Here is a 26,122-nt window from a genome sequence, read left to right as displayed (position 1 = left end):
ACTGAAGCTCACTGCTGTGATCCTTCTGCTGCACGGAATTGAAGATCTGCGCTGGGCCATGCTGCCAGAAAAAGCGCTAGCTGCGGCGATGCTATTTTGGCCTGGGCTGCTGACCCGACGCCTAACATGGGTGAGCCTGAGTATCCTAGCTGTATGGAATAACATGGGCAACTGGCCATTCTTAGTCAACCATGAGTATCTAATCACCTACTGGGTATTAGCCTGTACGCTAGCCCTCTACGCTTTCGTCCCCACTGCTGTAATGGCCTGGAATGCTAGGCTACTCATCGGTCTGTGCTTTTCCTTTGCAACCCTCTGGAAGCTGCTGTCAGGAGAATATTTGGACGGGTCGTTCTTACATCTGACCGTTCTGCTCGACCCGCGGCTGAGTTCTATCGCCCTCCTCAGCGGCGTCTCCGCCGAGACCCTCCAAGCCAACGCCGATCTCTTCAGCAGGCTGCAAACTAGCGGGTTTAGCGAACTCCGCACAAACCCGCTGATCTCTTCCATTAGTCTGCTCCTCTCCTACTGGACGCTTCTGATTGAGGGCCTAGTAGCGCTGTCCTTTTTATGTCCCCGACCTCGCTGGCTGTATCAGCGTCGAGATTGGGGACTGCTCCTCTTCACCTTCACCACCTATACAATCATTCCAGTTTTCAGCTTTGCGGCTGTTCTACTCGTGCTGGGCCTGGCTCAGTGCGAGTACCCTCAGCGAGAGCGCCTCTATCTACAAGCCTGGCTACTCATTCCCATTTGGATGGTGCTTCCCCAGGCTCTGTTTTACCTGCTGAGATTGCTGGTCGGCTAAGATAGCCCGCTCTCGGCGCTAGGCTGACGGGTGAACTGCTCTTCCCAATGCCGATGGTTGGCCTTGGTCTGGTTGGCCAGCGGGGAGAGAATGAGCAGGCGAGAGACCAAAGCGTTGATCAGCGATAGGGGAAAGTTAAATGGTCGAGCAATGTCTAGGAATAAAACGACCCGATAGCCATCCGTGTCATTCCAGGCTTCGTGATAATAGGTGTCATCAAAAATAATGCTCTTCCCTTCCTGCCAATGGACGGTTTCTTCGCCCACCCGCAAGCGACAGGCCGTATTCGGTTCGGGCACCTTGAGTCCTAAGTGATACCGAATTAGACCTTTGTGCTTGCCGCGATGCTCGGGGATATGCTTCCCCGGCGCCAGAATGGAGAAGAAAGCGACCTTTAAGCCAGGGATATGCCGGATCAGCTCCCAGGTTTTGGGGCAGGCTTCACAGTTGCGCTCGGCAATAAAGCCAAAGGCGCAAAAGTAATAGGTCTTCCAACCACTGTCGGGGCTGATGCGCTGCTGGCGCGGCATAATGTCTTGAAAGCTGGGTAAGGCGTTGACCTGCTGCAATACCTGTTCTAGCTCCTGACGGATGACGGTCCAGTTAGCTTCTAGATCTTTTGCCCAGGGAAACTGCTCCAGCTCAAAGAAGGGGCGGTTACCGACCGCCGAAGACTTTCCTAGCCAGGCTTCCAGCTTTCTGTAGGCGTTACTGTCAAAGACGGGATGTAGGGGCGTTGCTGCGCTTTGAGGTTGGATAAATGTCTGCATTAGTAAGGCTCCAGTAGCCGATTTTAGTTATGGAATTGGCAATGGCAACTGCCATCCTAGCAAGTCATGCAGCAAAAGTATGGCCTCGGGTTTTCCCCCAATATTCTCAATCGAATCGCTCTGCATCCATAAATTAGCCTCAAAAAAGTCTTCTAAAGTCACAAAATAGTGATATTTTTCCTACAATATACAAATCTTGCGTTAAAACGCTGTACACTCAGCAGTTAGAGAAAACATTCAACAGATTTTTGCTAACGTTTTCATAAATCTCTGGCAAATCTCTGAAAAATCTCTGGCAAATTTTCCAAAACCCAATTCACATTTACGAGGATTTTCAATGAACGATCTAGTACTTGACCAGCTTCTAGAGGCCGATTCTGGACTGGCCAGCCAGGCCGCTACGCTCGAAGCTCAGCTCGCCGCCATTCAGGAGAAGCGAGAGGGGTTGCAAACTGTGATTGTGATGTTTCAATCCCCCTCGGAAGAGCCGTCTACCGGCGGCGTTGAAACCAACGGTGCCGCTGTCGAGACCAATGGCCAAACCAATCTGACTGAACCTGTTGAGGTTAGTTCGGCAGATGAAGCCGAAGCAGCCAAAACCATCAGCGAGCCTGAATCTGCACCATCTCGAGCCACCAAGAAGCCGAGAAAGGCCAAACGCGGTACCCGTTCCGTGACTAAGAAAACCAAGACCAAAAAGCGCGATGGCAGGGCCGCCAGCTGGCAGCGCTATATCAAGGACAGTTTTCAGAAAGAGCCTCTGCCCGAAGTCATCAGCGGCGTTCTGCGCAATCAGCCGAACCACGTCTTCCTGATTGCCGAGGTGATGAATGCCGTATTTGAAGAAGATATGCCCAAGTCTTCTTTCCTCAAAGCACGCAACCGCGTTTCCAATATCCTCTCGGGCGGTGCTCGCGATGGGTCCTGGTATCGGGGCCGCAATGGTCGCTACAGCATGTCGGAGAACGTCGTCAAGGCCAGCTAGTCTCCCCCCACTGGCGCCTGCCCTACCAGCGCTGTCTGTTCGCAGACAGCGCTATTTTTAGCGGTATACTTTGTTGTTGCCTGGCTGCAAGCGTCAGATATTTTCTCTGAGTCAGCTATGCTATGAGTACAGACGGGTTGAAACTGGCCTATGTTAGAAGCGCTGCCGATGGGGGGGAACCCCTGGCTAAACGCGATTGGATTGAACACCGGTTTAATCGCGATCGCGTTCCTCCTGCCTAAAAAGCTGCTCACCCCGGCGGGCTATCTCCACGCCTGGGGGCTCGGGGTACTGCTGTGGGGGACGCTGGGCTGGCAGGCCTATCTGGTGACTCTGGCCTACTTTGCGATTGGCTCAGCGGTGACCAAGGTGAAGCTGGCAGAGAAGGAGGCGGCGGGCATTGCCGAAGCGCGCGCTGGCGTCCGCGGCCCGGGCAACGTTTGGGGGTCAGCCCTGGCCGGCAGTATCTGCGCGATCGCCGTGGGGCTACTACGGCTATCCGACAGCCCCGCTTCTAGTCTGTGGATCCCCCTACTCACCCTGGGCTTTGTCGCCAGCTTCAGCACCAAGCTGTCGGATACCTGCGCTACTGAGATTGGCAAAGCCTACGGCAAACGTACGTTTCTGATCACTACGCTGACGCCTGTGCCACCGGGAACAGAGGGCGCAGTCAGCCTGGAGGGTACATTAGCGGGCGGCATCGGCTCGGCCATCCTGGCTACCCTAGCCTGGGCGATTGGCCTGAGCTCGCCGAGCGGCATTGCCATCTGCATTGTTTCGGCCGTTGTCGCGACAACGGCCGAAAGCCTGATCGGCGCAACGATTGAAGACCAGTTTGACTGGCTGACTCACGACCTCGTCAATATGGTCAATACGCTAATCGGCGCTGCGATCGCCATCGGATTAGGATTTTTATGGCTCTATTAAGCTTATCCAACAGCCACTGGGTGATGCTGGCGCTGCTGATTGTATTTGCCATTGCCCACAGCGGTTTGGCGGCACTGCGATCGCGGGGTGAAAAGCTGATCGGTCCTCGTGCCTATCGGGTGCTATTTGCCTTAGTTAGTTTACCGCTAGCGGTTGTTTTGGTCGCCTATTTTATTGCCCACCGCTACGACGGGGTGCGGCTTTGGAACTGGCAGGGCGTGTCTGGCCTGCCCGCCGTTGTCTGGCTGCTGTCAGCCATTTCCTTCGTTTTTCTCTATCCGGCGACCTTTAATCTGCTTGAGATTGCCGCCATTCAGAAACCTGAAGTCCACCTGTATGAGACCGGCATTATTCGCATTACCCGACATCCCCAGATGGTGGGGCAGGTGATCTGGTGTGTTGCTCATACGCTGTGGCTGGGTACCTCCTTCATGCTGGTTACCTCTGCCGGGCTGATTGCCCATCACCTGTTTGCCGTCTGGCACGGCGATCGCCGCTGGGGAGAACGCTACGGCGCTGCCTTTGAAGCCGTGCGAGACCGTACTTCGGTGGTTCCCTTTCAGGCTGTCTGGCAAGGGAAGCAGCAGCTGAAGCTGCAAGAATTTTTGCGACCTGCCTACCTAGGGGTGACCGTATTTGTACTGTTGATCTGGTGGGCACATCCAGCGATGATTGTCGGAGCGCAGCAGCTTGGTTGGTAGGCTCGCCCTAAGGCAAGTGAGCCGGATTACTAGCTAGGTTGGGCTGAAGCATTCTGGCCCCTGATTTGGCAGCGGCTGAAAGGATTTCTCACCTGAACTATTGATGGCTATCAAGACCGACGACTCACAGGGCCATTAGCAAAGGCTGTCAATGGCTAGGCTAAGAAAACCGAATATTTTTCCTCAGGGCTCAGCATACGCTAGGTCTGGCGTAGTTTTCTCCAGATCTGGTCTATAGGACCAGGGCGATCGGAATTGCAATTGCCTTCTTAATTTTTTTAAAGAAAGCTATTACAATATTAAGCAGCTATTTTTCAGTCTCAGTTTTGCTTTTGCTAGGTACAAATACCTGTTCTGATAGGGATGCGATGCGCGACTTGTTACGAGAAGCCCACAATTGCGGGCCTTGGTTTGGGTGCTGACCTGACTTCCCGTACAATGTTTCTCATAAGATACCGACTGAATATCGTTTATAAAAACCCTTGAATATGAACCCTACGATTCGCGAAATTAACTTTAGTCAAGAAGTCTTATCTTCATCTGTGCCGGTTTTAGTCCATTTTTGGGCGCCCTGGTGCGGCATTTGTCGGATGATTACGCCTTTGCTGAACCGCTTTCAGGAGGAATATCAGGGACAGCTGCGGATAGTCGATGTCAACGCGGACGAAAGCCTGCGTTTGGCTAGCTACTACCAGCTAACGACGCTACCGACGCTGATCTTCTTCCGCAATGGCGAGGTGCTGAAGCGAATTGACGGCTTCTCTGGCCGAGACGACATTCGCCAGGCGCTTGATTGGGTCATGCGCCAAGCTCCTCTAGAGGAAGTTTCGGCTGGGCTTTCGACTGGGTTGCCGCTGGAGTAGGGACGAGGTAGCCTTCCACACAGATATCGCTGCCCACCGAGCTAAAGCTGACCTGGGATAGCGGCAGCGCTGCTGTCATTTGCGTCAGGCCCAGCTCGCCCACCGGTCCGGGGGCCGTAGTGCCGCCGATCAGCTTGGGTGCGATGAAGGCCCAGACCTTCTGGACCGCGCCCTGGCGGATCGCTTCTGCCGCCAGCGTACCGCCGCATTCCCACAGCACCGATAGTAGGCCTCGTTCGTAGAGGTGAGCCATCACTGTGGCTGGCGTCAATTCCGTTAGCGTGACAACTTCAACCCCTCGCTGCCGCAGGACTTTTTGAAAATCGCGGCTGCTGTTGGGCTGGGTGAATACCAGGGTTGGGGCGGTATCTACCTGCCAGAGGTGAGCAGCTTTAGGGAGCTCTAGGCGACGGCTCATAACGACGCGCAGGGGGTTGCGATCGCATTCTCCATGGCTGGTCAGCTGGGGATTGTCCTGCCGTACCGTATTGCCGCCGACAATCACCGCATCACAGACGCCCCGGAGCTGATGCACCCGCTGCCGAGCGGCCTGACCGGTCACCCAGGCGCTATGGCCGGTGGCTGTAGCAATCTTACCGTCGAGCGTCATCGCGTATTTGAGAATGCCAAAGGGCCAGTGATGCTGAATCCGGTGGATAAAGGCTTCATTCAGCTGCCGACAGGCGGCTTCCTCGATGCCGACCATGACTTCAATCCCAGCCGCCCGCAGGCGCTCAATGCCGCCGCTGGCTTCAGGATTAGGGTCGGCCATGCCAATTACTACCCGGCTGACCTGCGCTTGGATAATCGCCTCGGTGCAGGGTGGCGTACGACCGTGGTGATTGCAGGGTTCAAGATTGACATAGAGGGTTGCGCCCTGAGCCTGGTCGCCCGCGGCGCGCAGCGCGAATACTTCGGCATGGGACTCCCCGGCCCGGGAGTGGAAGCCCTCACCGACAATCTGTCCCTGCTGTACAATCACCGAGCCCACCAGCGGATTAGGAGCCGTATAGCCCGCCGCCCGCTGGGCCAGCTGGCAGCAGCGCTGCATAAACGGCGTATGGGTTGAAAGCGGATCGAATGAAGCCATCGTGACAAAAGTAAGGAATAAGCGCTGCCCTTTCTAAGGTATAACGGCGGCAGTAGTAGCGACTTCAGGAGGCAGGGTGAGGCAGCTTTTGCGGCGGGCAGGATTTTTGGCGATAGGCGCGATCTCGGTCTTGCTGCTCGGTCTGCCCGGGCCGCTGCTGGCCCAATCGCCTGCCGACTCACCCGCCGATATGTTGATGCTGCGCGACTGGCTGCCTGCGGAGATCCAGTCCCTCGTCGCCAACGCCTATGCCTCGACTGCTCCAGTACGCTTAGACGGCAACACCCTATTTTGGGTGAGCGCCCCCCCAGCGCCAGACAGCGATACGGCCCCAGCCCGGTCCGCTCAACAGCGGGCACAGATAATCCAAACGCAGCTCTATACCCTGGCGAGAACCCAGCCAGCGGTGCCGCTGTCGGTCGAGACACCCGACGCTAGCGGCAGCCAAGCCGTCATTCAAGCCGGTGACCAGTTTCTGATGACCGTTACGCCACTGGATGCCCAGCTCAGCGGCATGACCACCCCAGAGGTGCGAGCAGGGGCGCTGACGTCGATTATCCGCAACGCGCTGGACCGCTACCAGCAGGAACGGCAGCCGAGTTTCCTCTGGCGGCAGGTCAAATTTGCCGGGGCGATTTTTGCCGGTACCCTGATGCTGAGTATTGCCTTGGCTAGCTTTAAGCGACCCCTTAAGCGGCGGCGAAAACAGCTGGTCGAGACTCGGCAGCAGCTCACTACGCCAGCCGCCTCAGACCCGCCGTCACCGCCGACGACGGCGCTGCGAGAGCGAGTGGTGAATCAGCAGCAGCGTCGCTTTAACGAAATCCAGCGAAGCCTTTTGAATTTGGCCCAGGCTATTCTATGGAGCACCAGTGCCGTTTGGATTTTGGGCTTGTTTCCCTACAGCCGCTGGCTGCAAACCGCTATTCTCGGCAGCCTACATATTCCTGCCCAGATGCTGCTTGTAGCCGGGCTGGCCTACGCCGCCAGCCGCCTGAGCGACGTGCTGATTGACCGAATTTTTCTGACGCTGGAAGAAAGTGCCCGCTGGGCACCAGAGCGATCTCAGCGCCTAACCCTGCGCTTCTCCACCTTTTCCCAGGTGGCCAAAAGCATCGCCCTGACGATTATTCTGACCATTGCTACGGCCACCGCTCTGGCCGTTCTGGGCATAGAAATTGCCCCGCTGCTGGCCGGGGCAGGCATCATCGGCATTGCCATTTCCCTCGCCTCCCAAAGCCTGATCAAGGACTTCATTAACGGCTTTTTAATCCTGCTAGAGGATCAGTTTGGCCTAGGCGATGTGATTACCGTTAATCAGGTCACCGGCCTGGTCGAAAACCTAAATCTGCGAATTACCCAAATTCGCGATACCGAAGGCCGCCTGATCACTGTCCCCAACGGCCAGATCAACATGGTGCAAAACCTCTCCAAAGAGTGGTCTCAAGTTGACCTCCAGGTCACTATTGCGCCCAGTGCGAATATCAATCACGCGATCGCAATCTTCAACCAGGTCGCCCACGATATGAGCCAGGACCCCGACTGGCAGTCGCTGATCCTGGAACCGCCGATCATGCTCGGGGTCGATAACCTGAATCACCTCGGCATTACCCTCAGGCTGTGGATCAAAACTCAGCCGCTGCAGCAGTGGAAGGTCGGTCGAGAGCTGCGTAAACGCCTGAAGCAAGCCTTCGACGATTCCGGCATTCCGATCGGCATTCCGCAGGAGATGCTCCAGGTGCAGCTGTCGAATCGGGAGGAGCTGAAGCGCGTGACGAAGCAGTTTGAGGATTGAGCAGAAATAGCGATTAATCGCTATTTCTGCTCAATCCCGCCTTCTGGAAACACCCATTTCGGCCCCTCGCTGGCCCGCTGCGCCCGCTTTCGCTGTACGGCCTCTTCAGCCATTTCCAGCATTTTGTCCAGGGGCGTTTCTTCGATAAATTTTGTAGTTTGCTCCTTATGTTCCAGATTTGGGCAGTCGTCTCCTAGCACGCAGCCGTTGACGCAGGCAACCGCACAGTTAATGTCTGTCATGATCTATAAAAAATTGGTAACTCGGTATACCTAATTTTAAAGGATTTATTAGCTTCGTTCTAGCGCCTGCTTAGGGTCTGCGCCAGGGCCTGCCCTAGCGCCTGGACAAGTTGGGTCATGTGACTCTCCTGGTGAGTGGCGATCGCGCTCATCCGCAGGCGGCTTACCGGCACGGTAGGCGGGCGAACGGCGGAGACAAAGCAGCCCAGCGCCTGGAGCTGTTGGCCGAGCTGAACGACCGTCTCGGCGTCTGGAACCTGGAGGCAAACGATTGCTGAGTCAGAGGGTAGGCGAGTCAGAGTATCGCCTGGCAGGCTACTCAAGAGCTGGTCGAGCTGCTGCCGGAGAAACTGGGCTCGGTCGTGGAGCTGGGTGAGCCGCTGGGGCTCTTGCTGGAGGACGCTGAGGGCCGCGATCGCGGCTGCCGTATCAGCGGGCGAAAGTCCGGTGGTATAAATCCAGCTGGGGGCGCGGTTGCGTAGGAAATCGATCAGGTCCGCCGACCCAGCGACGTAGCCGCCTAGGCTGGCCAGCGCCTTGCTCAGAGTGCCCATCTGGATTAGCGGCTGGCCCTGGCAGCCAAAATGCTCGGCGCAGCCCGCCCCCGTTTTACCCAGAACGCCAGTGCTGTGGGCTTCGTCGATCATCACCATGGCCCCAAACCGATTGGCCAGGGCCAGAATGCCCGGTAGCGGGCAGAGGTCGCCATCCATGCCAAAGACGCCGTCGGTGACGATCAGACAGCGGCGATAGGTCTGCCGCCGATCGGTTAGCTGGGTTTCTAAATCGGCTAGATCGCCGTGGGCATATTCCAGGACGGTAGCCCCGCTGAGCACAGCGCCATTTTTTAAGCTGGAATGGTTGTACCGGTCAGCCAGAATCAGGTCGCGGCTGCCGACCAGAGCGGTCAGGGTACCGATGTTGGCCAGATAGCCCGAGCTAAACACCAGCGCATCTTCAGTCTGCTTGAAGGCGGCGATCGCGCATTCTAATTCCCGATGCAGGCTGCGATGGCCGCTGAGCAGGCGAGAACCGGTTGCCCCGGTGCCAAACTGCTGGATAGCCGCGATCGCGGCTTCAGCCAGGCGGGAATCTCCGGCCAGACCCAAATAGTCATTGCTGGCAAAGTTGAGCAGCGGTTGACCCTGCCGCTGGATCACCGGGCCGGTGCCCTCCACGGCCTGCACCTGCCGATGCCAATGGGCCTGATGGAGCGTTTGCAGAGAGCGACGGAGCCAGTCATAGGGCAGGCTGGCGGCTTCCCTAGGGACCATCGGGAATCCAAACGTAGGGGCTGCCCGAGGTCTGTACCCCGGCCCGGGAAAAGGTGACAACGACCACGTTACTGTCGTCTCGGCCAATATCGAGATAGCCCGTCGCCCAGATTTCAAACCGGTTGTGACCGGTGATTTCTAACCGATAGGCCCCCGGCTCCAGTCGCAGTCGCTGCCGCCGGTTAAAGTTTCTCGGGCTGAACACGCGGCGACCGTCGAGCAGGACTTCGGCCCATTCCTGACCCGGTGCAACAAATTCGACAACGATTTCTTCTTCGTCGGGAATGCGATCTCGGATAATCACCAGACGATGGCGCCCGCCGGGATACCTGTGAGGCGTCGAAGTAATCACCCGGACGGTGCTGGAGGCCTCAACACGGGCAGGCACAGCCGCCCAGATTAACGCCAGACTAATGGTACCTAGCCCATACCTGAGGTATCTGGGTAAAGTTTGAGAATTAAACATAGTCCTTTTACTGTAGTGAAAACCGCTAGTTCTGCCTAACTTTTTGATACGGCTTCAACAGGTCAATTTCCTGACCTGATCCGAAATTGGAAAGCTGGGGGTCAATTACAGCAATATGTCAGCAACATAGCGGACAATAGAAATCACTGTTTGCTGCCAATTTGCTGAGATTCTGCTGAGATTTTGTCAATGAAATTTTTTGAAAAACCCGGTCCCGAGCTCGCCGATCGCGTACCGCCGGGACAGCACCTGGCAAAGGGATTCCCAGTGCTCACCTATGGCTCGACCCCCGCGATCGCAACCACGGACTGGCAGCTCACTGTCTCTGGTCTGACGACGGCCAAAACCTTCACCTGGGACGACCTGATGGCAATGCCCCAGAGCAAATTCACGGCAGATTTCCACTGCGTTACCACTTGGAGCAAGCTTGACGTACAGTGGCGCGGCGTCCGGGTGACTGATTTTCTAGACCAAATTGAAATTGAGCCGCAGGCGGCCCATGTGCTGCTGCAATGCTACGGCGACTACACCACAAATTTAGCCCTGTCGGACTTTGCCCGGCCAGAAAACTTCTTTGCCCATACGCTGTTTGGCGAGCCGCTGCCGCCAGAGCACGGCGGACCACTGCGGCTGGTCGTCCCCCATCTCTACGCCTGGAAGAGCGCCAAATGGATTAGCGGCCTAGAATTCTTAGCCGAGATGGAGCTGGGGTTTTGGGAGCGCAACGGCTATCACCAGCGGGGCGAACCCTGGGCCGAAGAGCGGTACAGTATGGGCTGATGGCTTCCAGCGGCAATTTCGCTTCAGTCGAAGGCGGCTAGATTGGCGATCAGATTGGGCATGTTAATGGCTGGGAACTGCTCTGCCTAACACTGCGCTCTGGCTGCCATGCCTGGGCCACTATGCCTCAGGTAGATAGGAATGCCGCTGTGATTACGAATCATTTTTTAAATAGCGAGAATGTTTTAGGTGCTTTGCCCCATGAAGCAAAAGAATGGTTAGAAGGACTCCCCTGGGCGCAGCGGCGATATGTGCTGTCGCTGTGCCACGTGATGTGTGCAGTGCCGCCCGAGGTGCAGGCCGAATTTCTCGACAGCTATACCGCTGACGGGCTAATTTCGCGCATCATCCACGACCAGAACACCCAGCAGCGAGTCAACTATCACCTCCAGCGCTTTCGGATCGCCACCCAGCTGACAGAAGTAGTGCTGCGGGGCTACATCCGTCAGTTCTGTATTCACTCGGCCCAGGATGCTGTTCATCAGCTCGACCTGTATTTGGAAACGGCGCTCAAGCTGATGAACAGCGCTGAAGAGCGCAACACCGTACTCAGCTATGTGCTGGGGTTTGAAATTCTCAAAATTCTATTTCAAATGACCTGGGAGCAGCAGGAGCGGCTCTATCGCTTGCAGCCCAATCAGGAAGCGTTTGTGCGCAGCTACGTCAAGCCAGTGCAGCAGGCCCATCGGCTCAACGGCATTATTGTTCCCCGCGATGAAAACCACTTCTTTGCCCGCCGCGATTACTATGTACAAAATCCCGAACTCAGCGAGGAACGCCTGACCGCGCTGATTCTTGCTACCTTCAGGGTGAACGCAATTGTCGAACTGGGATTTTCGGTGATTCGCCACGTCAATGCGATTCAGTTCAACTACGACTATATCTATCAGCCCGACGACAACCCCATTTTTGATTGAGGATCACAGCAGCGCGATCGCACTCTCCAACGTATCCGCCTCTGCCATCGGCTTATCCTGCCGCCAGCGCAGAATCCGAGGAAAGCGCACCGAAATCCCCGACTTGTGCCGCTTTGACTCTGAGATGCCTTCAAACCCAATCTCAAACACCTGGGTCGGCTCAACCGAGCGCACCGGGCCAAATCGCTCCTTCGTATGGCGGCGAATCCAGCGGTCAAGCACCTCAATTTCGGCATTATCCAGGCCAGAGTAAGCCTTGGCGAAGGGCACCAGCTCCGACTGATGCCACAGCGCAAAGGTATAGTCGGTAAACAGATTGGCTCGCTTGCCACTGCCCGCCTGGGCGTAGATCAGCACCGCATCCAGGGTCATCGGATCGACCTTATACTTCCACCAGTAGCCGCGCTTGCGGCCTGCTAGATAAGGGCTGTCCAGCGCCTTCAGCATCAGACCCTCAGCTCCCTGCTCTCGGGCCTGCTGGCGCAGTTCCTGGAGATCTTCAAAGGTTTTAAAGGGCAGCGGCTGGGAGTAGCTAACGCGATCGCTCGGATGCTCATCCAGCAGCTGGGTAAGGCGGGCGCGGCGCTCCTGGAAGGGGCGATTGCGCAGATCTTCTCCTCCCTGCTCTAGCAGATCGTAGGCCAGAAAGTGAACCGGATTTTCAGCCATCAGCTTTGCCGTCACCCGTTTCCGACCCAAGCGCTTTTGCAGGTAGTTAAAGTCCAGGGGACGCTGTCCATCCCAGCAGAGAATCTCCCCGTCCAGCACCAACCCATTGGGCAGGCTGAGAAAGTAGTCTTCAAATTCAGGAAACTGATGGGTAATCAGGTCTTCGCCCCGCGACCAGATGAAGACCTGATCGGCCCGGTGAATAATCTGGCCGCGAATGCCGTCCCACTTCCATTCCGCCTGCCACCGGGTCAGCGTCTCCTGCTGAAACCGGTCTGCTTCAATCTGAGCGGCGAGGAAAAAGGGATAGGGCTGGCTGGGCTGCGTATCGGCGGCATCCTGCTGAATCAGGCGCTGATAAAACTCCGCGGTCGGCTGGATCTCTCCCATCAGCCGATGGGTCAGGACGGCCTCAGTTAGGTCGTACTCTGCCGCGAGAGCCTTAATCACCAGCTTATTTGAGGCCCCAACTCGAAACGCCCCAGTCAGAATTTTGTTCAGCACGAAAATTTCAAAATCATCCAGGTTGGCCCACCAGTCGATAATCAGCGCCTGCCGAGCCTCCTCCGAGACCTGTTTGACCTGGGGAATCACCCGCTCCATCCAGACATGCAGCGGCGTTTCACTGCTGGCCGAGAGGGCTGTCGACGGCGACTCCGCCCAATTCTCCCCAAGCGGCACCGTTTTTAGCAGCAGGGCAATGGTCTCAGCCGAATCGCCGACGTGGGCGTAGCAGTCTTCAATCAGCCATGGTGGAATATCTGAGATTTGCTGGAATATCTCCCGCAGGATCCGGGAGGTAATTAGCCGTTTGCGAGACTTGCTTAAAAATAGATAGATTGCCCAGACTGCGTTTTCAGCCGTTTCATCGTGAAAGTAGCGTTGTAGGGCCTTAATCTTTTCATTGGTTGAAGTCGTCGCATCGACTTCCTGAAAAAGCTGGGTAAACCGTCTCATGGGGGTCTCATGGCTGAGCATTAGCCGCTTTTAAATGCGACCTGTTTACATTTAGCCGTATTATGAGCTAGGGTGGCCGCTGTCGGGCGACGGAAATTTAGGAAATTTGCGCATAGTAAAGCTGAGTGACGTAGTCAAACTGCACCCGCCCTGACTCAGCATGTTGGTCAAACAGCTGCTGCAGTGCCTGCATCAGCGGCGTATGGGCTGCCTGGTCCGGGGTCGGCGCATAGGAAGAAGACATTAGGCGTCCCTTCAGCCCGGCAAAATCGAAGTGCTGAACATTCTCAAACTCAGCCAGCTCAAACGCGCCGGGTTTAAGAAAGTTGGACAGGGACTCAATCCCGCTGAAGTTGCGATGGTTAACGGCAGCATAGTCCGGCGCGTGAGCCAAGAGCATTTTGCCATAGGCCCGCTGCAAAGGCGTTGTCTCCAATCGCTGATTCCAGACCAAAACAACCCAGCCGCCAGGCTTGAGAATCCGCTCAAATTCGCGCCGGGCCAGGGCTGGCTCAAACCAGTGAAACGCCTGACCGGCGGTGATAAAGTCTACCGAATCAGCCGCCAAAGGAATCTCCTCAGCTCGACCCGCTAGGCTGGTGAAGCCGGAATGAGAGTTCAGCCGCTGTTCGGCTGCTCCACGCATAGCAGCATTGGGCTCTACTGCATAGACCGGACTGCCATAGTTGAGGAAAAGCTGGGTAAGCAGTCCCGTGCCCGAGCCAATATCTGCGATCGCGCAATCAGCCCTGAGCTGACAGGTTTGCTCCAGAAACGGAAGAATTGCTTGGGGATAGGTTGGGCGATATCTGACGTAATCTTCAACTCGGTTGGAAAAGCGCTCAGTGGGATGTTTCATCAAAAAAATCTACAAAGTGGAACAAGATAGTGAATTAATGCTATAACCCAGTAAATTAGCAGAGAGAATACCTGCTTCTTTCTGCTTTTGATTATTTCAAACCACAGTATTTTTAACAGTTAAACAATGGACAATCCAGCTTTGCCCAAACTGCTTGAAGCCGAAGCCAACCTTTCTAATCGAGAAGCGGTGCTGACGGCCCAGCTCACTACCGTGCGAGAACAGCGAAAGGGATTGCAAACCGTCATTGAAATGTTCAACGCTGGGGAAATATCAGAAGACGCGGTAAGCGTTGGCGGAGCGTCTCCAGCGTTAGCCACGCCGGAGGCGAGCGCGACCCCCAGCCCAGACGCCGCCGAGTCGATACCCGAGATGGCCCCTGAGGCGGTGACCGACCCGATTACTTTTGAAACGGTCGCTCCTGAGCCCGCACCCGAACCTGACACCAAAACGAAGCGTCCTACTAGCCGGAAGCGAGGCGGTCGCCCAGCTAAGAAAGCCCAACCAAAATCTCGCAAAACGGGTAAGTCGCGCAGCAGCGCATCCAACTGGCAAAAATATATCCGCAAAACGTTCAAAACCCAGCCGCTGCCTGAGGTCGTCGCTACTGTTCTCCAGTCTCAGCCCAATAGCGTGTTCGAAATTGCCGAGGTAATGGACGCTATCTTCACTGAGAATATTCCCAAGAGCGACTTCTTGAAAGCTCGCAACCGGATCTCGAATATTCTCTCTGCTGGGGCTCGCAATGGCACCTGGTACCGGGGCCGGCAGGGTAAATATAGCCTTTCTGACAATGCGGTAAAGGCTAGCTAAATCGCTATCCCTGCTGACGACGATGGCGGGCAACGAGCAAGGCGCTGCCTGCGATCGCGATACCCGCTAGCCAGCCAGGCGCGATCGCATAGTGAACATCGGCAGACTCGCCCTGGCTGATCTGATTGAACTCAACTCCATTTTCGCCGACGGGAATGGTTAGGCGATCGCCATGTCCCTGCTTGCGAATGGTCACTTCCCACTCCCCGCTACGATTCTCATCGGGCATGAAGGAGAAACGGCCCTGGCTATCGGTTACGCCTTTAGCCCAGGGCTGGGTCGGGTTATCGGGAGAATAGACCATCACATCCGCACCCTTGAGCGGTTCGCCATTGCTGAAAGTGGTTTGAAACTCTAGCTCATCGTTTAGAAAGTAATTGGTTTCAACCATATGAGCCAGGGCTTTAACTGGGATACTCAGCGCTCCTAGCACCAGCAGCGGAATCATCAGTTGCTTTGTCTTCATGGGTTGGGCCTCCGTCAGCTTACGGTCTAAAGAGCTTAGATTTGCCCAATATTACCCCGGGACAGATGAACTGACAAAAAATTTAAACTATTCCGACATATCCTCTAGGTTGGCTGCATCCCACTTCAGGACTGAGGCATTGATGCCCTGCTCCTGCTTGCGCTTGGCATCGGCTTCAAACCAGGCGATAATTTGCTGCGTGGTCAGCGCCTCGACCGACGTATTCAGGTCGCGGGCAATATATTTCAGCAGCTTTGCCGTGGACAGCGTCAGCCGGGTGAGGAACTTTTCCGGTGTGGTCATCAGCGCCGCGTCAACGGCAGCGGAATCTTCTGGCGTCAAAAACTGAAGGGACTGGTCGAGCATAGGAGAATAGATCGGCTACTTCTGGTAAATCAAATATCCGCACTGATGCTCGCCGTCCACAAGCCAGTGCGTCCGCTCAACTGAGCAGTCTGGCAGCGCCACGGCAAACATCGATAGTTCGTGACCGCAGATACCTGGGTAAGATTCAGCGATGTGAGAAATCGCACAGTTGTACTCAGTAATTACAAACGCAGACGCCCGAGTTTCTGAGGTGCCCTCTGGAGCGGCTGCTGGAGCATCGAGATAGGGATGATCGGCGACGTGCCATTCAGCCATATAGCCTTCTTCCTGGCGTAGCTTCACCAGTGACTGTACGCGCTGCTCTAGCGGGGCATCCCCTAGCCGAGCGCGATAGGCCTGAGCTTTGCTCTGCCACTGCTGATGCAAAATCGTGCTGACATGCTCAGGCCCAACCGTTTCTGTCAGCGTATTCAGCAGAGAGAGCGCAAATTGGTCGTACTGGGCTGGAAAAGAGTCGCGCCCTTTACGGCTGAGCTGATAGCGGTGATTGGGACGGCCAATCCCCTCCTGCACGGTCTGGTGCTCGATCAGCGCTTCTGACTCTAGATCCTTAAGGTGACGGCGAATTGCCTGCGGACTAACTTCTAAATGAACCGCGATTTCCTGGACAGTGGCCTCTCCTTGCTTGAGCAAGAAGCGTAAGATCACTTCCTTGGTTGAGGGATTAGTCGAGGGCTGCTGCGCCGAGGTCATCATTCTGGTCACAGGTATCCATTGGCAAACGCGCTGCTACTATCCTACGTCAGGTTTCTACTTTAGGAACATATTAGTTGCTAAAGTCGCCTGCGTGAAGTAACCTTAAAGAAGTTAAGCAACCTGCGTGTTGCTTTAAATTATAGAATTATTTGACGATATCAGCAGCTAGGCCCACCATGACGATCAATCAGCCCAATCAAGGTTCCGATAAAAGCCTGGAGATCATGCGGAATTTTTCCCAGAGCTATGCCAAGCGGACGGGAACTTATTTCTGTCAGGACTTGGGGGTGACCTCCGTCGTGATAGAAGGCTTAGCCAAGCATAAAGACGATCTGGGCGCTCCCCTCTGCCCCTGCCGCCACTATGAGGATAAGGAAGCTGAGGTCAAGGCCACCTACTGGAACTGCCCCTGCGTCCCCATGCAGGAGCGTCAGGAGTGCCACTGTATGCTGTTCCTGAAGCCAGACAATCCTTTCGCAGGCGACCAGCAGGAAATTAGCTTTGAGCAAATTCGCTCTGAGACGAACGAGTACTAGCACCCACGCAAAAAGACTCCGCCCGTCTACTTTCTCCCCTTATTAGCGCCACCAAGCAAGAGTAACCCGTATGACATCGAGCGTTCAAACTGCCGTCAGCCAGCCTTATAAGTACGGCTTCATCACGGACATCGAAGCCGACTCGATTCCCCGTGGCCTCAGCGAAGACGTCATTCGCCTGATTTCGGCTAAGAAGAAAGAGCCGAAATTCATGCTAGATTTTCGCCTCAAGGCCTACCGCCGCTGGCTCACGATGACCGAGCCCGGCTGGCCCAACGTTGCCTATCCGCCGATTGACTATCAAAAGATTGTCTACTACTCGGCTCCTAAAAAGCAGGAAAAGAAAGGCAGTCTGGACGAAGTTGACCCGACCCTACTGGATACCTTTGAAAAGCTAGGGATTCCCCTGTCAGAGCAAAAGCGGCTGGCGAATGTGGCCGTCGATGCCATCTTCGACAGCGTTTCAGTCGCGACCACCTTCAAAAAAGATCTGGCAAAAGAAGGCATTATCTTCTGCTCCATTTCTGAAGCGGTTCAGGAGTATCCTGAGCTGATAGAGAAGTACTTAGGCACGGTCGTTCCGGCTGCGGACAACTACTTTGCCGCGCTCAACTCGGCGGTATTCAGCGACGGTTCCTTCGTCTATATTCCCAAAAACACGAAATGCCCAATGGATCTGTCCACCTACTTCCGGATCAATAACGGCGATTCGGGGCAGTTTGAGCGGACGCTAATCGTGGCTGAAGAAGGCAGCTCGGTGACCTACCTAGAGGGCTGCACTGCGCCGATGTATGACAGCAATCAGCTCCATGCCGCGATCGTAGAGCTGGTGGCGCTAGACAATGCCGAGATTAAGTACTCCACCGTACAGAACTGGTTTGCCGGGGATGAGAACGGCAAGGGCGGCATTTTCAACTTTGTCACCAAGCGCGGGCTCTGTGCCGGGATAAATTCTAAAATTTCTTGGACTCAGGTGGAGACGGGTTCCGCCATCACCTGGAAATATCCCAGCTGCGTGCTCAAGGGCGATAACTCTGTAGGCGAGTTTTATTCCGTGGCGCTGACCAATAATATGCAGCAGGCCGACACTGGCACCAAGATGGTGCATATTGGCAAAAACACCCGCAGCACGATTATTTCTAAGGGAATTTCGGCGGGCCGGTCGAAGAATAGCTATCGCGGCTTGGTGAAAATGTCACCCAAGGCCGAGGGAGCCCGCAACTATTCCCAGTGCGACTCGATGCTGCTGGGCGATACGTCTAACGCCAATACCTATCCCTATATCCAAGTGCAAAATCCCACTGCTCGGGTGGAGCACGAAGCCTCGACTTCGAAAATTGGCGAAGACCAGCTCTTTTACTTTGCTCAGCGCGGCATTTCTCCGGAAGATGCGGTCTCGATGATTATCAGCGGCTTTTGCCGGGATGTGTTCAACGAGCTGCCAATGGAGTTCGCCGCCGAAGCCGACAAGCTGCTGAGCCTGAAGCTTGAAAATTCAGTGGGCTAGAACGACCCGAACGAAAGCAATACCATGATCAATGAAAACGCTGAAGTGATTCTGTCGGTTCGCGATCTGCGGGCTGAGGTGGAGAACACCGAAATTCTCAAAGGGGTGAACCTTGAGGTTCGGGCGGGAGAAATCCACGCCATTATGGGGCTCAACGGTTCAGGTAAAAGTACCTTTGCCAAGGTACTGGCTGGCCATCCTGACTATGCGGTGACCAGCGGCGAGGTATTTTTTCAAGGACAAAATCTGCTAGAACTGGAGCCCCACGAGCGGGCAACCTCAGGCGTTTTCTTGGCATTCCAGTATCCACTAGAGATTCCCGGCGTCAGCAATCGCGACTTTTTGCGCGTGGCCTATAACGCCCACCGTAAGGCGCGGGACGAAGAAGAGATGGACGTTTTTGACTTCGACGACCTGATCGATGAGAAAGCCGAAATTGTCAAAATGGACGCAAGCTTTCTCGACCGCAGCGTCAATGAGGGATTCTCTGGTGGTGAGAAAAAGCGTAACGAAATTCTCCAGATGGCTTTGCTAGAGCCTCAGCTGTCAGTCCTGGACGAAACCGACTCGGGTCTTGACATCGACGCGCTGAAGGTCGTCGCTAACGGCGTCAATCAGCTCGCCAACCCAGAAAACGCGGTGGTCTTAATTACCCACTATCAGCGGCTGCTCAACTACATCGTGCCGGACTATGTGCATGTGATGGCCCGGGGACAGATCGTTCTGACGGGTGATCAAACGCTGGCGGAGGAACTGGAAAATCGAGGCTACGACTGGATTTCAGCAGAGCAGGCGGTGGCATCATGAGTCAGGCGATCGCGAATCGAGCAACCTACCTATCCGCCCTGCTAGAGCAGGCGACCGCTGCGGCTGAGCGGTCGGGGTTAGCCCTAGACGATCTCCGCAGTACGGCCCAGGCCCTAGTCAGCGAACGCTCCTTCCCTTCTGGCCGTGAAGAAGAGTGGCGCTTTACCGACCTGAGAGAAATGCTCTCAAACCCCTTTCAATCGGCGGTACTGCCGACCGATCTGGAAGGGCTCAGACCGACCGTCGAGAAGCTGACTCTGCCCGAAGCCAAGCAGCGGATTGTGCTGGTGAATGGTCACTATGCCGATTCTCTGTCTGAGCTAGATGCAGGTGGAGAAATTGCGATCGCGCTCCTCAGCCAGCTGATTGAGACGGACCGCGATCGCATCCTCAAGCATCTAGCCCGCATCCAGGGCAGCAACGAAGTCTTCACGGCGCTGAATACGGCAGGCTTTGCCGATGCGACAGTGATTCAGGCCGGTTCCAGCCAGGCTGAGATTGCTCCGGTTCAGATCATTTATCTTTCCCTACCGGGCTCAACCCCAGTCATAGCCCAACCGCGCTGCCTGGTGCTGGCCGCTGCGAACAGCCGCCTATCCCTGGTAGAAACCTATTGGGGCAATGCTGAGACGCCTTACTTTACCAACAGCGTCACCGAGTTTTGGCTAGAGGCCAACGCTCAGGTAGAGCATACGCGGATTCAGCAGGAAGGGGCGGAGACCTTTCACATTGCTAAGACTGCCGTTTCCCAGGGTCGAGACAGCCGCTATACCAGCACGGCGATTGACCTGGGCGCAAAACTCTCCCGCCATCATTTAGAAGTCTATCAGACCGGCCCCCAGACCGACACTCGGCTATACGGTCTGAGCGCATTGCAGTCCGCGCAGCTAGCTGACACCCATAGCCTGATTGCCCTGAGCCAGCCCTATGGGACAGCTGACCAGGTGCAGAAGAATGTAATTAGCGATCGCGCCCATGCCGTCTTCAACGGAAAAGTCTTTGTCCCCCGCGAGGCCCAGCTGACCAACGCCGCCCAGCTCAACCGCAACCTGCTGCTGTCTAACCAGGCCCGAGTCGATACTAAGCCTGAGCTAGAGATTATTGCCAACGATGTCAAATGTGCCCATGGGGCCACCGTCAGCCAGCTAGAGGCCGATGAAGTCTTCTACTTAGAGAGCCGGGGCATCCGCGCCGACCAGGCCCAGCGGCTTCTCGTTTACGCCTTTGCCGCAGAGGTTATCGAGAAAATTTCCCTGCCTTCCCTGCGCGAGAGCCTCAGCCAGCACGTGACCGACTGGATTCACTAGAAACGCGACCTAATCCCTATGCCCCTGACCACCGCCAAAACCCTCGCCGAAGAAGTCCGCGCCGATTTTCCTATCCTGCAGCAGCAGGTGAATGGCAAGCCGCTGATTTACTTCGACAACGCGGCCACCTCCCAGAAGCCTAAGGTCGTTCTCGATACGCTGCTGCACTATTACGAGCACGACAATGCCAACGTGCATCGCGGCGTCCATGCCCTCAGCGCCCGCGCCACCGACGCCTATGAGCAGGCCCGTGATAAGGTCGCTACCTTTGTCAACGCCGCTTCCCGGGATGAAATTGTCTTCACCCGCAACGCCAGCGAGGCAATCAACCTAGTGGCCTACGCCTGGGGTTTGAATACGCTCCAGCCCGGCGATCAGATTATCCTCTCGGTGATGGAGCACCACAGCAATCTGGTGCCCTGGCAGCTCATAGCCCAGCGGACCGGGGCGGAACTGAAATTCGTTCATCTGACGCCGACTCAGGAGTTTGACCTAAACCCGTTCAATCAGCTGATTTCTGACCAAACCAAGCTGGTGGCAGTCAACCATGTTTCCAATACGCTGGGCTGCATCAACCCAGTCAAAGAAATTATCGAAACCGCCCACCGCTACGGCGCAAAGGTACTGATTGACGCCTGCCAGAGCATTCCCCATATGACCGTTGACGTGCAGGCGCTGGGCTGCGATTGGCTAGTGGCATCGGGCCATAAGATGTGTGGGCCAACCGGGGCCGGATTTCTCTACGGCCAGCTCGATCTGCTTGAGTCGATGCCACCGTTTATGGGCGGGGGCGAAATGATTCAGGACGTTTTTCTAGACCATTCCACCTATGCCGAGCTGCCCCACAAGTTCGAAGCAGGCACCCCGGCTATCTGCGAAGCAATTACGCTAGGCGCAGCGGTTGACTATCTCAGCGGCATTGGCCTAGACCGAATTGCGGACTATGAGCACGGCCTGACCAAATATCTCTATGAGCGGCTGAATCAAATGCCGGTCAAGCTCTATGGTCCTAAGCCTAAAGCAGATGGAACGGGTCGCGCCTGTCTAGCCACGTTCACCGTCGAGGGGCTACACGCTCAAGACCTCTCCACCTTCTTAGACCAGTCTGGGATTGCCATTCGCTCGGGTCATCACTGCACCCAGCCGCTGCATACGCTGCTCGGTGTTAACTCAACAGCGCGGGCTAGCCTCTACTTCTACAACACCCAGGCCGAAATCGACGCTTTCATCCAAGCTTTGCAAGAAACCATAGACTTTTTTGGCAACATTTTTGGCTAGAAATATGGCTACGACTGAATCTGAAAACTATCTATAGCTCATAATCTCGGAGAAAGGGAGATAGGATGATAGGTAAGAATAGCTTTTTAGAGTTATTTTGACTATTTCATGCGTATTCGATGGGATGAAGCAAAGCGCCAAAAAGTTCTAGCAGAGCGTAACATTGACTTTAATCAGTTAGACGACTTGCTTTATAACCCCTATCTGGAGGATCGGCGCTCTGAGATACCAGAGCTGTATCGAATCATCGGGTTTACAAATGAACAATTAACGACATACATCGTCGAGTATCGAATGGATGAAATAGGGGAGTACATTTGGGTCATTACAGCTTGGAAATCGACCAAACAGGAACGAAAAAGCTATGAGCAGCAAATCTACTGAAATTAGAGACACTGAGATTAAAGACACTGAGATTAAAGACACTGAGATTAAAGACACTGAGATTAAAGACATTGAAGAAATTGCCCAACAGGCTCATGCAGGAACGGATGTTTCTAAACATTTCACAGGCCATTTTCAAGCAAAGCAACAAATCGATATTGCGCTTTCGTTAGAATTGCTACGAAGTGTTGACGAAGAGTGTAAGCTGCAAAATATTAGTCGTCAAGATTGGATCAGTACAGCATGTGCTGAAAAGATTAATCATGATATTCAAGTTAGTCATAAAACAAAAACCGATTAATTTTAATGTATTTCAATGATTTTAAATTAACGAGTTTAGGCTTATGTTTTTCAGTATGAAGCTCATGGTATTAGCAAGTAGGAGCTCAAACTAAAGCTGCCACTCTCCAACCGTTCAGAGAGATTCAATTACCTAAATTTTGTCCAAATTAACGGCAACTGTTAAAGGGTTTGCGAATAATTTAAATTTCATCTTTGGCTATTCTGTCTAGGCGATTGGTTTCACCGATGGCTTCTTTCAGCAGGTCTTCCCAACTGTCTGGTGGACAGCCGCCTTCGAGCATCCTTTTTGGCGTTGATATTGACACGCTTGATAACCCTGGCTGGTCAGTCAAAATCGATCTAGAAGATACGCTGCTTGAAAACAAGAGCTTTACTCAAATCGAAAAGGACGAAACCGACCAGTCATGGCTGAGATGCAGAGTTGAGGACAAGAAGTTTTTCGGTTGCGGAGACCCAGACCGCTTGGGAGAAATTTTGTCTATTTTCCTGAGCTGGGTAAAAACTGAGTCTGACTGGTTAACAGTTCACCATGAGTCGAGCGTAGAAGCAGAGTTGAGGCACGACCGCGAGTTCTGGTCAGCTTTAGGAGATGAAGTTGAATTGGCGCAATGCTCATATCCAGGATGCGATCGCAGGCGAATTCAGCACAGCGTCTTTTGCCGTAGCCACCACTTCGAGATGATGCGTAGCAAACCGGCTCCAGCTGATGATTGATACGGGTTTTACTGACTGCTGTACGAGCTAGATGGACAGCCTGATTGTCGTTTGGTTTGTAGACAACAAGCTTGGTACGAATAAGCTGCTGACAACTACTGTAACAAATGGGCAAAAGATATATGGTTACAGCTGAATCCAATAGCTATATCAAGCTTCTACAGAGATTTCCACCTCGTCCAATAAAATCAGATATAGAACTACTTGCTGCCCAAGAAGTGATTGACAATTTGCTAAATTCTAATGAGATGACGTTAGAAGAGCAGGACTACATCAATGTGTTAGGAGCTCTTGTCCATGAGTATGAAGAGAAGCATGTACCCATTCCAGACTTAGGCGGTGTTGAACTACTTAAGGCGCTCATTAATGAATATAGAATATAGTTGGCTCTTTATTGCTATCGCCAGCCCATCATGCTGACTCAGTCCCGACCATTCCAAGCTCAAGCTGAACTACCTGCTCCATTAGGGAAGGTCGTTGCAGAGTATCGGATTGCGCCGGGGACCGCGATCTCGTACTCCGTCCAAGCCGGACAGTATATCCAAATTATCGACGTCGAAGGCTCACAGTGCTCAGACTTTCTGGCTTTCAGCGGTGATCACCGAGCTGAAATTGACAGCACCGTTACCCGTACCCTAATCGGAGCCGCAACGCCGACAGCGGGGCTCTACAGCAAGTATTTTTCGCAAACCATGCAGCCGCTGGTTGAGGTGGTGCAGGATACCTGCGGTCGCCACGATAGCTTTATGCTGGCCTGTACCCAGCGCTACTACGAAGACGCAGGCTATCCCGGACATCCCAGCTGTAGCGAAAATTTCAACCGAGCCCTAGCACCCTACGGCTTTGCGCCACGACCTGGCTGGGCCGCGATCAACTTTTTTTACAACACTGAGATCGACTGTCACGGCAACATCAGCTCCGACGAATCCTGGTCGCGAGCCGGAGACTTTGTCCTGCTCAAGGCGCATCAGCCTTTAATCTGCGCCAGCTCATCCTGCCCAGACGATATCGACCCCGCCAACGGCTGGCAGCCCACGCCGATCCACGTGCGGATCTACGACGCCAGCGAGACCTTTGCCCCGGCTAACGGCTGGCGGGTTCGCCCCCAAACCCCGGTGCGGATGACCCAGGACAGCGCCTTTACCGTCTGTATTCGCGAGCTGACTGATGACCTAGTGGACTATAACGGCTTTTGGCTGCCCAACAGCTTTGCCCATCAGGGCGACCCGGCCGAATACTGGGCACTGCGGCAGGCGGCAGTGCTGATGGATCTATCCGCGCTGCGCAAGTTTGAGGTCACCGGCCCCGATGCGCAGGCGCTCTTGCAGTACAGCTTTTCCCGCAATTTAGACAAGGTGACGCCGGGACGGTCGGCCTACGGTTGCCTGCTCAGTCCCCATGGGGGAATCATCGACGACGGAATTGTGTTTTGCTTTAGCCCCACCCACTATCGCTACGTCGGCAACTGCGATACGGACGCCGACTGGCTGCGGCGGGTGGCCCAGCAGCAGGGTTGGAAAGTCGAGATCGAGCCGTCGAGCGATCGCAATCACAATCTAGCCCTACAGGGACCGCGATCGCGCCAAATCCTAGCCCCCCTCATCAGCTTCGAGTCATCAGCAAAGCTTAAAACCCTTGCAGACCTGGGCTACTTTCGCTTTGCCACCGCTGAAGTCGCCGGAATCCCTATCCTGCTTTCCCGGACAGGCTACACCGGCGAGCTGGGCTACGAACTCTTCGTTCATCCTGAAAACGGCGCGGCCCTGTGGCAGACAATAATGCAGGCGGGACAGCCTGAGGGCCTGAAGCCGCTGGGATTGCAGGCGCTGGATCGCGCCCGAATCGAGGCGGGACTGTTGGCGGCAGGCTACGAATTTGACGATCTGATTTCACCCTTTCAGGCCGGTATTGGCTGGACAGTAGCCATGCAAAAGGGAGACTTTATCGGTAAAGCGGCCCTGGCTGCGATTCAGCCCCACCCGCCCAAAGTGGCTGTAGGCCTAGTCCTGGAGGGCAATGAGGTTGCCGCCCACGAGCAGGCCATCTATCCCCAAGGCGAACGCTGGCGAATCGGACAGGTCACCAGCGCCACCTTTTCACCGATTCTAAATCGCAGTATCGCCATGGCTCAGGTCGTGCCCGAATCTGCCGCGCCGGGAACCGCCGTTGAGGTGGGGCTGCTCGACGGCCTGAAGCGACGAGTCAGCGCCACGGTCGGCCATCTAGCCGCCTTCGACCCAACTAAGAGTCGGGTGCGAGCATGAGCGAAACTCGGCTGCGCCCCGCCCAGATTTGGGATCTGGCCGGCGTTGAGAGCTTACAGGCACTACAGCAGCTCCTGGGACCTACCGTAGCTCAGCTATCGCCCTTTCAATCTCTGGAGACTTCCCTGGATGGACAATGCTCGGTACTGCGGCTGTGCGATCGCAACTTTCGCCTAGCCTACAACGGTGACCTATCCCAGCATATTGATCTACCCAATTCCCGAACCTGGCTGAAGCAGCTGAACTGGATGGGCGCGATCGCGATTCCCGACGATGACTTTCCTCTACTATTAGCTCTCGCCTCAGTCAGACCGCCCCACCGGCTTCAGGGACTGCCGCTTCACCGTGCGGTTCCGGCTCAGGTCGGCGCGATCTCGGTCTTAATCTGGCGCCATCCCCTAGCAGGGCAGCCCGCTATCGAAATCCACACGGCAACAGCAGACCTGGCAAAGCTAAAAGCCAAAATCTCAGCTCGGGTAACCTAAGCATCGGTTACAATCCCTAAAAGCCTTCCACAATCAGTTGCCCATCCCCCCAACACTCCATCACTCTTCCCT

At 55.0% G+C, this 26,122-nt stretch carries 30 protein-coding genes; 20 read left to right on the top strand and 10 right to left on the bottom strand.

Annotated elements, in window-relative coordinates; genetic code table 11:
• Window positions 1–16: 16 nt before the first annotated feature.
• A complete protein-coding gene (locus tag IQ241_RS02720) occupies window positions 17–808 on the top strand; it encodes a hypothetical protein (protein WP_193904882.1) in 792 nt (263 codons plus the stop codon).
• Here IQ241_RS02720 and IQ241_RS02715 read toward each other — a convergent pair.
• Complete coding sequence (locus IQ241_RS02715; protein ID WP_193904881.1) at window positions 805–1,578, bottom strand: aspartyl/asparaginyl beta-hydroxylase domain-containing protein; 774 nt, start codon at window positions 1,576–1,578, stop codon at window positions 805–807. The genes IQ241_RS02720 and IQ241_RS02715 overlap by 4 nt on opposite strands.
• 337 nt (window positions 1,579–1,915) lie before the next feature.
• Between IQ241_RS02715 and IQ241_RS02710 the strand changes: the two genes are divergently transcribed.
• The 4 genes from IQ241_RS02710 to IQ241_RS02695 all read left to right on the top strand — a co-directional run bounded on the left by IQ241_RS02710 (window position 1,916) and on the right by IQ241_RS02695 (window position 5,054).
• Window positions 1,916–2,563, top strand: coding sequence for a hypothetical protein (locus tag IQ241_RS02710; RefSeq protein WP_193904880.1), 648 nt, complete (start codon window positions 1,916–1,918; stop codon window positions 2,561–2,563).
• A gap of 150 nt (window positions 2,564–2,713) precedes the next feature.
• On the top strand, window positions 2,714–3,490 hold the full coding sequence (locus tag IQ241_RS02705) for a TIGR00297 family protein (protein WP_193904879.1): 777 nt from the start codon (window positions 2,714–2,716) through the stop codon (window positions 3,488–3,490).
• A complete protein-coding gene (locus tag IQ241_RS02700) occupies window positions 3,478–4,191 on the top strand; it encodes an NnrU family protein (protein WP_193904878.1) in 714 nt (237 codons plus the stop codon). The genes IQ241_RS02705 and IQ241_RS02700 overlap by 13 nt, the downstream gene beginning before the upstream one ends.
• A 488-nt stretch (window positions 4,192–4,679) precedes the next feature.
• A complete protein-coding gene (locus tag IQ241_RS02695) occupies window positions 4,680–5,054 on the top strand; it encodes a thioredoxin family protein (protein ID WP_193904877.1) in 375 nt (124 codons plus the stop codon).
• Here the strand turns inward: IQ241_RS02695 and ribD are convergent.
• The gene (gene ribD / locus IQ241_RS02690) at window positions 4,990–6,144 is read right to left on the bottom strand and encodes a bifunctional diaminohydroxyphosphoribosylaminopyrimidine deaminase/5-amino-6-(5-phosphoribosylamino)uracil reductase RibD (RefSeq protein WP_193904876.1); all 1,155 of its coding nucleotides are present in this window, start codon (window positions 6,142–6,144) and stop codon (window positions 4,990–4,992) included. The two genes, IQ241_RS02695 and ribD, sit on opposite strands and share 65 nt — an antisense overlap.
• 76 nt (window positions 6,145–6,220) lie before the next feature.
• Between ribD and IQ241_RS26110 the strand changes: the two genes are divergently transcribed.
• A complete protein-coding gene (locus IQ241_RS26110) occupies window positions 6,221–7,939 on the top strand; it encodes a mechanosensitive ion channel family protein (RefSeq protein WP_193904875.1) in 1,719 nt (572 codons plus the stop codon).
• A 20-nt stretch (window positions 7,940–7,959) separates the two neighbouring features.
• Here the strand turns inward: IQ241_RS26110 and IQ241_RS02680 are convergent, their stop codons facing one another.
• From IQ241_RS02680 to IQ241_RS02670, 3 genes are read right to left on the bottom strand one after another with little or no spacing between them, the layout of a single operon-like run.
• Window positions 7,960–8,181 carry a hypothetical protein gene (locus tag IQ241_RS02680; protein WP_228021311.1) on the bottom strand — a complete coding sequence of 74 codons (222 nt, stop codon included), beginning with the start codon at window positions 8,179–8,181 and terminating at the stop codon, window positions 7,960–7,962.
• 59 nt (window positions 8,182–8,240) lie between these two features.
• A complete protein-coding gene (gene bioF / locus IQ241_RS02675) occupies window positions 8,241–9,455 on the bottom strand; it encodes an 8-amino-7-oxononanoate synthase (protein ID WP_193904874.1) in 1,215 nt (404 codons plus the stop codon).
• Window positions 9,445–9,843: a hypothetical protein gene (locus tag IQ241_RS02670; protein ID WP_193904873.1), complete on the bottom strand. Its 399-nt coding sequence runs from the start codon at window positions 9,841–9,843 to the stop codon at window positions 9,445–9,447. The genes bioF and IQ241_RS02670 overlap by 11 nt, the downstream gene beginning before the upstream one ends.
• A gap of 267 nt (window positions 9,844–10,110) precedes the next feature.
• On the opposite strand from IQ241_RS02670, the gene IQ241_RS02665 reads away from it, so the two are divergent.
• Complete coding sequence (locus IQ241_RS02665) at window positions 10,111–10,701, top strand: sulfite oxidase-like oxidoreductase (RefSeq protein WP_228021310.1); 591 nt, start codon at window positions 10,111–10,113, stop codon at window positions 10,699–10,701.
• Between the two features lie 149 nt (window positions 10,702–10,850).
• Window positions 10,851–11,618 carry a hypothetical protein gene (locus IQ241_RS02660; protein WP_322743550.1) on the top strand — a complete coding sequence of 256 codons (768 nt, stop codon included), beginning with the start codon at window positions 10,851–10,853 and terminating at the stop codon, window positions 11,616–11,618.
• Between the two features lie 3 nt (window positions 11,619–11,621).
• On the opposite strand, the gene IQ241_RS02655 is transcribed toward IQ241_RS02660, so the two are convergent.
• Together IQ241_RS02655 and IQ241_RS02650 are read right to left on the bottom strand one after the other, a co-directional pair.
• Window positions 11,622–13,244 (bottom strand): ATP-dependent DNA ligase, encoded by a 1,623-nt coding sequence (locus IQ241_RS02655; protein ID WP_193904870.1) that lies wholly within the window; start codon window positions 13,242–13,244, stop codon window positions 11,622–11,624.
• Between the two features lie 97 nt (window positions 13,245–13,341).
• A complete protein-coding gene (locus tag IQ241_RS02650) occupies window positions 13,342–14,103 on the bottom strand; it encodes a class I SAM-dependent methyltransferase (RefSeq protein WP_193904869.1) in 762 nt (253 codons plus the stop codon).
• Window positions 14,104–14,229: 126 nt separating this feature from the next.
• On the opposite strand from IQ241_RS02650, the gene IQ241_RS02645 reads away from it, so the two are divergent.
• On the top strand, window positions 14,230–14,916 hold the full coding sequence (locus IQ241_RS02645) for a hypothetical protein (protein WP_193904868.1): 687 nt from the start codon (window positions 14,230–14,232) through the stop codon (window positions 14,914–14,916).
• Window positions 14,917–14,920: 4 nt separating this feature from the next.
• On the opposite strand, the gene IQ241_RS02640 is transcribed toward IQ241_RS02645, so the two are convergent.
• From IQ241_RS02640 to sufR, 3 genes are all read right to left on the bottom strand, one after another.
• Window positions 14,921–15,382 carry a carboxypeptidase-like regulatory domain-containing protein gene (locus IQ241_RS02640; protein WP_193904867.1) on the bottom strand — a complete coding sequence of 154 codons (462 nt, stop codon included), beginning with the start codon at window positions 15,380–15,382 and terminating at the stop codon, window positions 14,921–14,923.
• A gap of 87 nt (window positions 15,383–15,469) precedes the next feature.
• Window positions 15,470–15,748 carry a hypothetical protein gene (locus IQ241_RS02635; protein ID WP_193904866.1) on the bottom strand — a complete coding sequence of 93 codons (279 nt, stop codon included), beginning with the start codon at window positions 15,746–15,748 and terminating at the stop codon, window positions 15,470–15,472.
• A 15-nt stretch (window positions 15,749–15,763) separates the two neighbouring features.
• Entirely contained in the window at window positions 15,764–16,465 is a 702-nt protein-coding gene (sufR, locus tag IQ241_RS02630) for an iron-sulfur cluster biosynthesis transcriptional regulator SufR (RefSeq protein ID WP_228021321.1), read from the bottom strand.
• Between the two features lie 176 nt (window positions 16,466–16,641).
• Here sufR and IQ241_RS02625 point away from each other — a divergent pair, with 176 nt between their 5' ends.
• The 11 genes from IQ241_RS02625 to IQ241_RS02575 all read left to right on the top strand — a co-directional run bounded on the left by IQ241_RS02625 (window position 16,642) and on the right by IQ241_RS02575 (window position 26,050).
• Window positions 16,642–17,001, top strand: a complete 360-nt coding sequence (locus IQ241_RS02625) for a ferredoxin-thioredoxin reductase catalytic domain-containing protein (RefSeq protein ID WP_193904865.1) — start codon at window positions 16,642–16,644, stop codon at window positions 16,999–17,001.
• A 70-nt stretch (window positions 17,002–17,071) separates the two neighbouring features.
• A complete protein-coding gene (sufB, locus tag IQ241_RS02620; protein WP_193904864.1) occupies window positions 17,072–18,508 on the top strand; it encodes a Fe-S cluster assembly protein SufB in 1,437 nt (478 codons plus the stop codon).
• A 24-nt stretch (window positions 18,509–18,532) separates the two neighbouring features.
• Window positions 18,533–19,315 (top strand): Fe-S cluster assembly ATPase SufC, encoded by a 783-nt coding sequence (gene sufC / locus IQ241_RS02615; RefSeq protein ID WP_193904863.1) that lies wholly within the window; start codon window positions 18,533–18,535, stop codon window positions 19,313–19,315.
• Window positions 19,312–20,622, top strand: a complete 1,311-nt coding sequence (gene sufD, locus IQ241_RS02610) for a Fe-S cluster assembly protein SufD (RefSeq protein ID WP_193904862.1) — start codon at window positions 19,312–19,314, stop codon at window positions 20,620–20,622. The genes sufC and sufD overlap by 4 nt, the downstream gene beginning before the upstream one ends.
• An 18-nt stretch (window positions 20,623–20,640) precedes the next feature.
• Window positions 20,641–21,900, top strand: a complete 1,260-nt coding sequence (locus tag IQ241_RS02605; RefSeq protein ID WP_193904861.1) for a SufS family cysteine desulfurase — start codon at window positions 20,641–20,643, stop codon at window positions 21,898–21,900.
• 108 nt (window positions 21,901–22,008) lie between these two features.
• A complete protein-coding gene (locus IQ241_RS02600; RefSeq protein WP_193904860.1) occupies window positions 22,009–22,284 on the top strand; it encodes a BrnT family toxin in 276 nt (91 codons plus the stop codon).
• Complete coding sequence (locus IQ241_RS02595) at window positions 22,265–22,585, top strand: hypothetical protein (RefSeq protein WP_193904859.1); 321 nt, start codon at window positions 22,265–22,267, stop codon at window positions 22,583–22,585. The genes IQ241_RS02600 and IQ241_RS02595 overlap by 20 nt, the downstream gene beginning before the upstream one ends.
• A gap of 227 nt (window positions 22,586–22,812) precedes the next feature.
• Window positions 22,813–23,301 (top strand): immunity 53 family protein, encoded by a 489-nt coding sequence (locus tag IQ241_RS02590; RefSeq protein WP_193904858.1) that lies wholly within the window; start codon window positions 22,813–22,815, stop codon window positions 23,299–23,301.
• 122 nt (window positions 23,302–23,423) lie between these two features.
• Window positions 23,424–23,684 (top strand): helix-turn-helix domain-containing protein, encoded by a 261-nt coding sequence (locus IQ241_RS02585; protein ID WP_193904857.1) that lies wholly within the window; start codon window positions 23,424–23,426, stop codon window positions 23,682–23,684.
• A 30-nt stretch (window positions 23,685–23,714) separates the two neighbouring features.
• Window positions 23,715–25,565: a DUF1989 domain-containing protein gene (locus tag IQ241_RS02580; protein WP_193904856.1), complete on the top strand. Its 1,851-nt coding sequence runs from the start codon at window positions 23,715–23,717 to the stop codon at window positions 25,563–25,565.
• On the top strand, window positions 25,562–26,050 hold the full coding sequence (locus IQ241_RS02575; RefSeq protein WP_193904855.1) for a hypothetical protein: 489 nt from the start codon (window positions 25,562–25,564) through the stop codon (window positions 26,048–26,050). Before IQ241_RS02580 ends, IQ241_RS02575 begins: the two co-directional genes overlap by 4 nt.
• The last annotated feature ends 72 nt before the right edge of the window (window positions 26,051–26,122 follow it).

Source organism: Vasconcelosia minhoensis LEGE 07310 (assembly GCF_015207255.1).
GTDB classification, from domain to species: domain Bacteria; phylum Cyanobacteriota; class Cyanobacteriia; order Phormidesmidales; family Phormidesmidaceae; genus Vasconcelosia; species Vasconcelosia minhoensis.
The sequence above is the reverse complement of the archived record's forward strand: the minus strand, read 5'-3'. Positions and strand labels throughout refer to the sequence as shown.

What these genes read in the sequence shown, in the direction of transcription:
- IQ241_RS02715 (WP_193904881.1), bottom strand. Translation starts at nt 1,578, where the DNA reads ATGCAGACATTTATCCAACCTCAAAGCGCAGCAACGCCCCTACATCCC.
- IQ241_RS02710 (WP_193904880.1), top strand. Translation starts at nt 1,916, where the DNA reads ATGAACGATCTAGTACTTGACCAGCTTCTAGAGGCCGATTCTGGACTG.
- IQ241_RS02705 (WP_193904879.1), top strand. Translation starts at nt 2,714, where the DNA reads ATGTTAGAAGCGCTGCCGATGGGGGGGAACCCCTGGCTAAACGCGATT.
- IQ241_RS02700 (WP_193904878.1), top strand. Translation starts at nt 3,478, where the DNA reads ATGGCTCTATTAAGCTTATCCAACAGCCACTGGGTGATGCTGGCGCTG.
- IQ241_RS02695 (WP_193904877.1), top strand. Translation starts at nt 4,680, where the DNA reads ATGAACCCTACGATTCGCGAAATTAACTTTAGTCAAGAAGTCTTATCT.
- ribD (WP_193904876.1), bottom strand. Translation starts at nt 6,144, where the DNA reads ATGGCTTCATTCGATCCGCTTTCAACCCATACGCCGTTTATGCAGCGC.
- IQ241_RS02680 (WP_228021311.1), bottom strand. Translation starts at nt 8,181, where the DNA reads ATGACAGACATTAACTGTGCGGTTGCCTGCGTCAACGGCTGCGTGCTA.
- bioF (WP_193904874.1), bottom strand. Translation starts at nt 9,455, where the DNA reads ATGGTCCCTAGGGAAGCCGCCAGCCTGCCCTATGACTGGCTCCGTCGC.
- IQ241_RS02665 (WP_228021310.1), top strand. Translation starts at nt 10,111, where the DNA reads ATGAAATTTTTTGAAAAACCCGGTCCCGAGCTCGCCGATCGCGTACCG.
- IQ241_RS02655 (WP_193904870.1), bottom strand. Translation starts at nt 13,244, where the DNA reads ATGAGACGGTTTACCCAGCTTTTTCAGGAAGTCGATGCGACGACTTCA.
- IQ241_RS02650 (WP_193904869.1), bottom strand. Translation starts at nt 14,103, where the DNA reads ATGAAACATCCCACTGAGCGCTTTTCCAACCGAGTTGAAGATTACGTC.
- IQ241_RS02645 (WP_193904868.1), top strand. Translation starts at nt 14,230, where the DNA reads ATGGACAATCCAGCTTTGCCCAAACTGCTTGAAGCCGAAGCCAACCTT.
- IQ241_RS02640 (WP_193904867.1), bottom strand. Translation starts at nt 15,382, where the DNA reads ATGAAGACAAAGCAACTGATGATTCCGCTGCTGGTGCTAGGAGCGCTG.
- IQ241_RS02635 (WP_193904866.1), bottom strand. Translation starts at nt 15,748, where the DNA reads ATGCTCGACCAGTCCCTTCAGTTTTTGACGCCAGAAGATTCCGCTGCC.
- sufR (WP_228021321.1), bottom strand. Translation starts at nt 16,465, where the DNA reads ATGATGACCTCGGCGCAGCAGCCCTCGACTAATCCCTCAACCAAGGAA.
- IQ241_RS02625 (WP_193904865.1), top strand. Translation starts at nt 16,642, where the DNA reads ATGACGATCAATCAGCCCAATCAAGGTTCCGATAAAAGCCTGGAGATC.
- sufB (WP_193904864.1), top strand. Translation starts at nt 17,072, where the DNA reads ATGACATCGAGCGTTCAAACTGCCGTCAGCCAGCCTTATAAGTACGGC.
- sufC (WP_193904863.1), top strand. Translation starts at nt 18,533, where the DNA reads ATGATCAATGAAAACGCTGAAGTGATTCTGTCGGTTCGCGATCTGCGG.
- sufD (WP_193904862.1), top strand. Translation starts at nt 19,312, where the DNA reads ATGAGTCAGGCGATCGCGAATCGAGCAACCTACCTATCCGCCCTGCTA.
- IQ241_RS02605 (WP_193904861.1), top strand. Translation starts at nt 20,641, where the DNA reads ATGCCCCTGACCACCGCCAAAACCCTCGCCGAAGAAGTCCGCGCCGAT.
- IQ241_RS02600 (WP_193904860.1), top strand. Translation starts at nt 22,009, where the DNA reads ATGCGTATTCGATGGGATGAAGCAAAGCGCCAAAAAGTTCTAGCAGAG.
- IQ241_RS02595 (WP_193904859.1), top strand. Translation starts at nt 22,265, where the DNA reads ATGAGCAGCAAATCTACTGAAATTAGAGACACTGAGATTAAAGACACT.
- IQ241_RS02590 (WP_193904858.1), top strand. Translation starts at nt 22,813, where the DNA reads ATGGCTTCTTTCAGCAGGTCTTCCCAACTGTCTGGTGGACAGCCGCCT.
- IQ241_RS02585 (WP_193904857.1), top strand. Translation starts at nt 23,424, where the DNA reads ATGGTTACAGCTGAATCCAATAGCTATATCAAGCTTCTACAGAGATTT.
- IQ241_RS02580 (WP_193904856.1), top strand. Translation starts at nt 23,715, where the DNA reads ATGCTGACTCAGTCCCGACCATTCCAAGCTCAAGCTGAACTACCTGCT.
- IQ241_RS02575 (WP_193904855.1), top strand. Translation starts at nt 25,562, where the DNA reads ATGAGCGAAACTCGGCTGCGCCCCGCCCAGATTTGGGATCTGGCCGGC.